The sequence below is a fragment of the Falsiroseomonas sp. HW251 genome, from assembly GCF_050563545.1.
Classification (GTDB): Bacteria; Pseudomonadota; Alphaproteobacteria; order Acetobacterales; family Acetobacteraceae; genus Falsiroseomonas.
Genome location: NZ_JBNXUM010000037.1, coordinates 61802 through 69532, shown reverse-complemented (window position 1 = coordinate 69532; position 7731 = coordinate 61802). Strand labels below are relative to the sequence as shown.

Here is a 7731-nt window from a genome sequence, read left to right as displayed (position 1 = left end):
GCGGCGGGGCGGGCGGGCCGCCGGCCGGCGCGGCGGCGCCCGGCTCGCGGGCGGGCGGCATGACGCCGAGCGGGGTGCGGGACTGCGCGCGGTCCGCCTGCAGCGCCGCCATCACCCGGTCGCGGGCCGCGGCGTCCGGCGGCGCCGGGCGCGGCGGGACCGAGGACAGCAGGGGATAGGGCGCGTCGGCGCCGGGCGGCGGGTCCCTGCCCTGCAGATGGGCGGCGCCGAAGGCGTTGGCGAAGAACGGTCGCGGATCGAGTTCGGCGACGCGATCGCAGCCCGCCAGCGCGCAGGCCGCAACGAGCAGCAGGGCCGCCCGCGCTTGATCCGCCGCGCGCCACCCCCTAGCCTTCCCGTGAATGCCGCCTCCGACGCGCGGGCCCATGCGCTTCCGTCCTGTCCGGACGCAGCGTTAGCCCGAACGGCGCGCCGGCGAAAGCGTGCCCGGCGGCAAGCCGCGGCAGGATGGGTCGAGGGAGCGGATGTCCCAGGACAGCGACGACAAGACGAGCTTTCGGCTGCCCGACCCCGCGGTCGTCTCCCGCACCATGGCCGACGTCGCGGAGCGCGGCCAGCGCATCGTGACCGACTTCCTCAAGCGCCAGGGTAACGAGAGCGCGTCCTCGCCCGATCCGCTGAACATCGGCAACGCCTTCATGGAGATGACGACGCGGCTGATGGCCAATCCCGCGCGGCTGATGCAGGCGCAGATCGGCTTCTGGCAGGACTATCTGACGCTCTGGCAGAACACGGCGCGGCGGATGATGGGCGATCCCACGCAGCCCGTGATCGAGGAAGCCAAGACCGACCGCCGCTTCAAGGACGAGGCCTGGCGGGAGAACGAGGTCTTCGACTTCATCCGCCAGTCCTACCTGCTCTCGGCCCGCTTCTTCACCACCGTCGTCGAAGGGGCGGAGGGGCTGGACCACAAGACCGCGCAGAAGGTGGATTTCTACACCCGCCAGTTCGTGGACGCGATGAGCCCGTCCAACTTCCTCATGACCAACCCCGAGGTGCTGCGCAGGACCGCGGAGACCGGCGGGGAGAACCTGCTCAAGGGCCTGTCGAACCTGCTGTCGGACCTCGAGCGCGGCAAGGGCCAGCTGCGCATCCGCATGACCGACGAAACGAAGTTCAAGGTCGGCGAGAACATCGCGGTCACGCCGGGTAAGGTGGTCTTCCGCAACGACCTGATGGAGCTGATCCAGTACGCGCCCACGACCGAGACTGTGCTGAAGCGCCCGCTGCTGATCATCCCGCCCTGGATCAACAAGTTCTACATCCTGGACCTGCGCCCGAAGAACAGCTTCATCCGCTGGGCGGTCGAGCAGGGCCATACGGTCTTCGTCATCTCCTGGGTCAATCCCGACGAGAAGCTCGCGGAGAAGGGCTTCGACGACTACATGCGCGAAGGCCCGTATGCCGCGCTCGATGCGATCGAGAAGGCGACGGGGGAGAAGGGCGCGAACGTCATCGGCTATTGCCTCGGCGGGACGCTGCTGGCCTCCACGCTCGCGCATATGGCGGCGAAGAAGGACACCCGCGTGAAGTCCGCGACCTTCTTCACCACGATGGTGGATTTCGAGGAGGCCGGGGAGCTCGGCGTCTTCATCGACGAGGAGCAGCTGCAGAGCCTCGAGGAGAAGATGCAGAAGCGCGGCTTCCTCGATGGGTCGGAGATGGCGACGACCTTCAACATGCTCCGCGCCAACGACCTGATCTGGTCCTTCGTGGTGTCGAACTACCTGATGGGCCAGGAGCCCTTCCCCTTCGACCTGCTGTACTGGAACGACGACAGCACGCGCATGCCGGCGCGGATGCACAGCTTCTACCTCCGCCGGATGTACCAGCAGAACGACCTCGCCAGGCCTGGCGCGATCGAGCTGGACGGCGTGCCGATCGACCTCAGGAAGGTGAAGCTGCCGACCTACATCCTGAGCACGCGCGAGGACCACATCGCGCCGTGGAAATCCACTTATCGTGCGACGCAGATCTATGGCGGGAAGATCCGCTTCGTTCTCGCGGCCTCGGGCCACATCGCGGGCGTGGTGAACCCGCCGGAAAGCGGGAAGTACAGCCACTGGGTGGGCGAGGAGCTGCCGGCCGATCCCGATGCCTGGTTCAGGGGCGCGACGGAGCTGTCGGGATCCTGGTGGCCGGACTGGCAGCGCTGGATCATGACGCAGGACAAGGCGATGGTGCCGGCGCGGATCCCCGGGGAGGGCGGGCTGACGGCGCTGTGCGACGCGCCGGGGGATTACGTGCGGGTGCAGGCGCGGGATTAGGTCTCGCCTGGCCCCCTCCCCGACCCTCCCCCGTAACGGCGGGGGAGGGGGAAGAACACGCCGGGAAGAACGACATGACCACCACACGCCGCGCGCTGCTCGGGACCCCTGCCCTGCTCGCGCTGCCCGCGCGCGCACAGGCACCGGCCGCGATCCTCGCGCCCTCCGGCACGCTCCGCGTCGCGATCAACTACGGCAATCCCGTCCTCGCGCAGCGCGATCCCGCCACCGGCGCGCCGCGCGGCGTCTCGGCCGAGCTCGCCGCGGAGATCGCGCGCCGGCTCGGCGTCGGGCTGGAATACGTCGCCTTCGACGCGGCGGGGCGCGTCACCGACGCGCTGCGGCGGGACGCGTGGGACCTGTGTTTCCTGGCGATCGATCCCGTGCGCGCGCAGGGCATCGCCTTCACCGCGCCCTATGTGATCATCGAAGGGACGTATCTCGTCCGCGCCGACAGCCCGCTGCGCGCGATCGAGGATTTCGACCGGCGCGGCATCCGCATCGCGGTCGGGCGCGGCAGCGCCTATGACCTGTTCCTGACGCGCGAGATCAGGCAGGCGACACTGGTGCGCGCCACGACCTCGCCCGAGGCGGTGGAGGTCTTCGTCCGCAACGGGCTGGAAGCCGCGGCCGGGGTGAAGCAGCCGCTCGTCGCTTATGCCCGCGCGAATGCCGGCTTCCGCGTCATACCCGGCCGCTTCCAGGTGATCGAGCAGGCCGTCGGCATTCCCGCGGCGCGGCAGGCCGCCCTGCCCTGGCTGCGCGGCGTGGTGGAGGACGCCAAGGCATCCAGCTTCGTGGCGCGCGCACTCGCGGCGAGCGGGCAGACGGAGGCCGAGGTCGCGCCGCAGGCGCGCTGACGGAAGCATCGCCGCAGGCGCGCTGAAGGAAGCAGCGCCGCAGGCGCGCTGACGGAAGCATCGCCGCACGCGCTACGGGCGCGGCCGCAGCGCCTCGGCCAGCAGCGCCGCGCCGGCGCCGAGCACCATCAGCACCGCCAGCGGCCGCGCCGTGCCGTCGGCCAGCGCGCCGACCAACGCGCTGCCCGTCGCCGCGCAGGCGAATTGCAGCACGCCGAGCAGGGCGGAGGCGCTGCCCGCGCGCGCGGCGTGCCGCGACAGCGCGCCGACCGCGCTGTTCGGGAAGACCAGCCCCGTCGCCGCCAGCGCGACGACCGAGGGCAGGAAGATTCCCATCAGCCCGCCAATATCGGCGAAGGCGCAGACCGCCAGCACTGCGACCGCGGCCGCCGAGACGCGCAGCGCGATCCGCGGCACGCGCCGCGCGCCGAGGCGCTTCAGCAGCCAGGGATTGAGCTGCGTCGCGCCGATGAAGCCGGTCGCGCTGACCGCGAAGAGCAGCCCGAAGCGCTCCGGCGCGATGCCGAAGCGCCCGATATAGACGTCGGGCGCGCCGCCGATAAAGACGAAGACGCTGAACATCGTCGCGGAGCCCATCATGGCGTGGGTGATGAAGCTCCTCTCGCGCGCGATGCGCACGAAGTCGCCGAGCAGCGTCACGAAGGACCGCCGCACGCGCCTGGCGGGCGGCAGCGTCTCCGGCAGCAGCAGCGACGCCAACGCGCAGGAGATCGCGCCATAGGCCGCGCAGAACCAGAAGATCGTGCGCCAGCTGCCCAGGCCCAGCAGCACGCCGCCCAAGGTCGGCGCCAGGATCGGCGCCGCGCCCATCACCAGCATCAGCCTCGACATCAGCGTCGCCGCGGCGAGCCCGTCGGCGAGGTCACGCACCATCGCGCGCGGGATCACCGCGCTCGCGGCACCGCCGAAGGCCGCGGCGCAGCGCCAGGCCGAGAGCGTGACCATGTCCTGCGCCAGCGCGCAGCCGATGGAGGCGACGGTGTAGAGCGCGGTGCCGACCAGCAGCGGCGTGCGCCGTCCCAGCCGGTCCGCCAGCGTCCCCTGCACGAGCTGCCCGACGGCGAGCCCGACGAACCAGGCCGACAGCGTGATCTCCACGCTGCCGCGCGCCGTGCCGAGCTCGGCCTCGATCGCGGGGAAGGCGGGGAGGTACATGTCGGTCGAGATCGGACCGACGGCCGTGAGGAAGCCGAGCAGCAGGGGGAGCCAGCGGGGCATGCCACCCTGTCGCACCATCCCGGCGCCGCTAGAAGCCCCGCGCGCGCATGCCTTCGTCCCGGCGCGGACACGCGGCGATCACGATCGGCGCAGCGTGCTCAACGCAGCGGCGGAAGCCCCTCGCTGCCCGGCCCGCCCGGCATGTTGGTGCGGCCGGCATCGGGATCGAGCGCGACGGCGACGCCGACCAGGCCGCGCGCGGCCAGCGCCTGCGTCGCCTCGGCCGCGACGCGCGCGCCGGATGCGGTCTGCGGCAGCGGCTCGGGCGAGGCGAGGCGCGCCAGCGTCGGCGCGCCGCCGGGATCGAAGACCGCGGGATCGAGCGCGGCGGCCGCGGCCCGCGTATCCCCCCGCCCTGTCGCGATCGCGACCTGGCCGAGCGCGGCCGCCGCGGCGTCCGGCGTCGCGCCGGCGCGGATGCCGAGGACGGACCGCCATTCCAGCCGCGCAGGGGTGATCTCCGCGTTCACCGCGACGGGCAGTGCGCCCCAGCGCGCATCGCCGGTGAGCGCCTGGGTGACGAGCTCCATCTGGCCGATGGCGCGCGCGACCTCGCCGGTGCGGCCCTGCAGGCCGCGGCCCGTGCCGATGACGCGCGCCGCATCCGCCGCCATGGCGGGGACGGGATCGGCGGCCATCACGCCGAGCCCGGCGGGCACGCGGGACGCGGCGGGGGGCGTGCGCATCTCCGCGCAGGCGCCGAGCAGCGCGGCGGCGAGCAGCAGGGACAGGCGCATGCAGGGATCCTCGCGAGGTCGCGACGAAGATAGCGGAGCGCGCGGCCCGGGATGAGCCCCCGGCGCCGCCTTCAGAGCCGTCTCACGCCGTCGAACTGGCGGAAGCTGCTTTGCGCCGTGAAGGTCGCGAAGGCGGCGCGCGGCAGGTACGGCAGCGCCTCGAGCCGCGCGAGGGCGGGCGGCGCGCCGCCGGGCTGGGTCAGCAGCGCCATTGCCGCCGCAGCGCGGTCGCGGTCGCCCGCGCGCAGCGAGTCCCGCACGGCATAGAGCGCGTCCACGGCCAGCTGCGGGGGCGTGTCGGGGCGGATGCCGAAGGCCTGGCGCGCCTCCGTCCGGCCCTGGACCAGCAGGAAGGCGGTGGTCGGATTGCCCGGGATGAAGCGCTGGTCGGCCTGGAACTGGACGGCCAGGAATTCCAGCTGGCCCAGCGCCTCGGCCGCCGCGGCGGGGTTGCCGGCGACGGAGGAGGGCTGGCCGAAGGTGTAGGCCGAGGAGAGGATCGCCCAGCTCGTGGGATCCCCGGCGCCGCCCGGGCCTGCGTTGTCCGGCAGGGTCAGCGCCTCGGGCCGCGGCGGCAGCGGTCCGCAGGCCGCCACGGCCAGCAGGATCAGGACCGCGATCCGCGCGCGCATCGGGCGCCTCCCCACTCCTCTATCGCGGCCGGTTGCCGCTGATCTGGTCCATCTGGACCAGGCCCTGCTGCGCCTGGCTGGCAGCCTGGGCGGCGGCGGGGATGGCCGGCAGGTCCGACAGCAGCGCAACGGCGCGCGGCGCGTTCCCCGCGCCGGTCACCGTCGCCAGCGCCGCGCTGGCGGCCTGGGCGTTGCCGACGGAGAGCGCCTGGGCCGCGCCGTCGAAGGCCGCGATCACGGCGTTCGGGCTGGCCTCGGCGGGGATGCCGAAGGTGCCGCGCACCGCATCGCGGCCGCGCGCGACCTGGCCCGCGACGGTCGGCGGCATCGAGGTCCAGCGCTGGTCCACCGGCAGGCTCGCGGCCAGCCATTCGAGGTCGGAAACGGCCGCGGCGGCCACCGCCGGGCGGCCGCGCACGGTGGCGGGGTTCGGGAACACCGAGGAGACCAGGTTGATGGCCTCGCGGCCGGGTTCGGCGAGCCCCTGCTGCAGGTTGGCCGGCAGGTTGGGGATCTGGCCGGGCGGCGGCATGCCGGCGCAGCCCGCGAGCAGGCCGATGGCAAGCATGGCGGGGATGACGACAGGGCGCATGGCTGGGCTCTCCTCGACGGATCGAGCCTAGAACCATAGGCGCCCGGCGGGGAATGCCGGGAATCATTGCCGTGTGTAGCGATCCCGCGCGCCCCGGCGCCGGGGAAGGGGCCAGGAGCCCCCTCCCCCGGCGACGGCGAGGTCACGCCAGCGCGGGCTCGCCGGCCTCCACGAGGCCCGGATGGGTGCGGCCGATCGTCTCTGGCGCGGTGTCCGCTAGGCTTGCCAGCGCGCGGTCCACGGCGCGCACCAGCCCCCAGCATTCGAGGTAGCCGAGCGTGCAGCCCGTGCCGTTCTCGACGTCGTGCTGGCGGGCATGGATGTAGCTCGTCCACTTCTTCGTCGCGGGCTTGCGGTGGTGGAAGTCGTGGCAGGGCGCGTCGCCGACCATGACGAAGAGCCGCACGAAGAGCTGCCAGGTCAGCATCTCCGTCCACCAGCCCGCCCAGGCGACCAGGCCCGCGCCCGTCTCGGGCGGGGTCGCGCCGGGGAAGACGCCGACCGAGGCCTGGCAGATCAGCTCGCGCCCGCGGTTGTGGATGACGTCGGCCGGCGGGAAGCTGTGCTCGACCAGGATGCGGCCGATGGTCGCGACCTGCAGCAGGATCGTCACCGGCAGCACCCAGGCCAGGAGGAACAGGCCGAAGGTGCCGGTCGCCACCGTCAGCACGATCAGCCCGCCCCAGAAGACACGGCCCGGCCAGTCATGCCCGGCATCGCCGGTGAAGAGGCTTTTCTGGATGCGGCGGCTGAGGAAGCGCCAATGGAAGGCCGGCGAGACCGTGGCGACCAGGACGCGGCGCCACAATTCGCGCTTCGGCAGGCCGGCCTCCAGCCCGCAGAGGCCGAAGACGAAGTCGGCGAACTCGTCCTCCTCGGTCAGCAGCTTGTTGGCGCTGTGATGGAGCATGTGCTCGTGCTGGTAGTCGTCGTAACGCTTGAACAGCAGGAAGGCGGAGATCAGGCGCCCCACCTGGTTGTTCCTCGCCCGTGTCTTGAACACCGTGCCGTGCGAGCAGTGGTGGAAGATCACGACCTGGAACAGGCCGAGGCCGCAGCAGGTGAAGAGCAGGCCGAGCGGGACGAGCGCCCAGGCCGTGGCGGGAACCTCCTCCGGCAGGAAGGGCAGGATGGTCAGCGCGATGCCGGCCGCGATCCAGGCCAGCGCGCCCCAGACGAAGCCGAGCGGGCTGCGGACGGGCATCTCCTCGCCGGGGGCGGGGCGGGCGGTCAGCCATGTCAGGAAGGGCTGGACCGAGCGGGGCAGGCGCGCCGCCATGGCTTCCCTGGGCGGGAGGGGCACCGGGCTGAGGGGAAGAACATCCCCCTGTGGCAGGTCAAGTACACGGTCCACGAGCATGATTTCTCTCCTCCTGGTCGGAA

7 protein-coding genes and 1 pseudogene are annotated in these 7731 nt (G+C 72.6%); 2 read left to right on the top strand and 6 right to left on the bottom strand.

Features of this window, described 5'->3' with window-relative positions; all coding sequences use genetic code 11:
• Positions 1-388 (bottom strand): annotated as a pseudogene (locus ACLF3M_RS30515) (hypothetical protein); the annotation flags it as partial.
• Between the two features lie 97 nt (positions 389-485).
• Between ACLF3M_RS30515 and ACLF3M_RS30510 the strand changes: the two are divergent.
• On the top strand, positions 486-2288 hold the full coding sequence (locus ACLF3M_RS30510; RefSeq protein WP_430660790.1) for a PHA/PHB synthase family protein: 1803 nt from the start codon (positions 486-488) through the stop codon (positions 2286-2288).
• Between the two features lie 74 nt (positions 2289-2362).
• Positions 2363-3148, top strand: coding sequence for a transporter substrate-binding domain-containing protein (locus ACLF3M_RS30505; protein WP_430660789.1), 786 nt, complete (start codon positions 2363-2365; stop codon positions 3146-3148).
• A gap of 72 nt (positions 3149-3220) precedes the next feature.
• On the opposite strand, the gene ACLF3M_RS30500 is transcribed toward ACLF3M_RS30505, so the two are convergent.
• The 5 genes from ACLF3M_RS30500 to ACLF3M_RS30480 all read right to left on the bottom strand — a co-directional run bounded on the left by ACLF3M_RS30500 (position 3221) and on the right by ACLF3M_RS30480 (position 7627).
• Entirely contained in the window at positions 3221-4387 is a 1167-nt protein-coding gene (locus ACLF3M_RS30500) for a multidrug effflux MFS transporter (protein ID WP_430660788.1), read from the bottom strand.
• A 98-nt stretch (positions 4388-4485) separates the two neighbouring features.
• Positions 4486-5124: a hypothetical protein gene (locus ACLF3M_RS30495; RefSeq protein WP_430660787.1), complete on the bottom strand. Its 639-nt coding sequence runs from the start codon at positions 5122-5124 to the stop codon at positions 4486-4488.
• A gap of 71 nt (positions 5125-5195) precedes the next feature.
• Positions 5196-5756 carry a hypothetical protein gene (locus ACLF3M_RS30490; protein WP_430660786.1) on the bottom strand — a complete coding sequence of 187 codons (561 nt, stop codon included), beginning with the start codon at positions 5754-5756 and terminating at the stop codon, positions 5196-5198.
• Between the two features lie 19 nt (positions 5757-5775).
• Positions 5776-6348, bottom strand: a complete 573-nt coding sequence (locus ACLF3M_RS30485) for a hypothetical protein (protein WP_430660785.1) — start codon at positions 6346-6348, stop codon at positions 5776-5778.
• A 142-nt stretch (positions 6349-6490) separates the two neighbouring features.
• Positions 6491-7627: a fatty acid desaturase gene (locus ACLF3M_RS30480; RefSeq protein WP_430660784.1), complete on the bottom strand. Its 1137-nt coding sequence runs from the start codon at positions 7625-7627 to the stop codon at positions 6491-6493.
• Positions 7628-7731 lie beyond the last annotated feature (104 nt).